The sequence below is a fragment of the Acetobacter estunensis genome, assembly GCF_019083805.1.
Taxonomy (GTDB): Bacteria; Pseudomonadota; Alphaproteobacteria; order Acetobacterales; family Acetobacteraceae; genus Acetobacter; species Acetobacter estunensis_A.
Genome location: NZ_JAHRDV010000095.1, coordinates 1 through 461 on the forward strand (window position 1 = coordinate 1; position 461 = coordinate 461).

The 461-nt window shown below is 56.4% G+C and carries 1 protein-coding gene; it reads left to right on the forward strand.

Translation table 11 applies throughout. The annotated features are described in order from the left end of the window. Positions 1 to 270, forward strand: a 270-nt coding sequence (locus KUA11_RS17130) for a tRNA threonylcarbamoyladenosine biosynthesis protein TsaB (protein ID WP_217412261.1), incomplete at its 5' end; no start/stop codon positions are given. Positions 271 to 461: the final 191 nt, after the last annotated feature.

Consider the following 461-nt stretch of genomic DNA (forward strand, 5'->3'; position numbering starts at 1 on the left):
GTGCTGAAACCGGAACGGGTCGGCGAGCGGTTGAAACAGCTTTCCGGCGAGTGGGCGACGGTAGGAACGGGTTGGTCCGCATGGCCCGATCTGGCGAAGGAGTGTGGCCTGGCGCTTTACGATGGTGAGGTGTCGCTCCCGGCAGCGGAAGATATGTTGCCCATCGCCAGTCAAAAACTGGCGGCAGGAGAGACCGTTGTCGTGGAACATGCCGAGCCGGTTTATTTGCGTAACGAAGTGGCGTGGAAGAAACTTCCCGGCAAAGAATGACTCTCACTACTATTACCCCCCATACTTTATGCTGTGGGGTGGAATAGACGTCGAGAAAAAGGAGTCGCATCATGGCGGTTCAAAAACGGTTAATAAAAGGGGCGCTGGCGTGCGCTTTTGCGCTTATGCTGAGCGGTTGCGTGACTATCCCGGATGCCATTAAAGGTTCGAGTCCGACGCCGCAGCAGGAT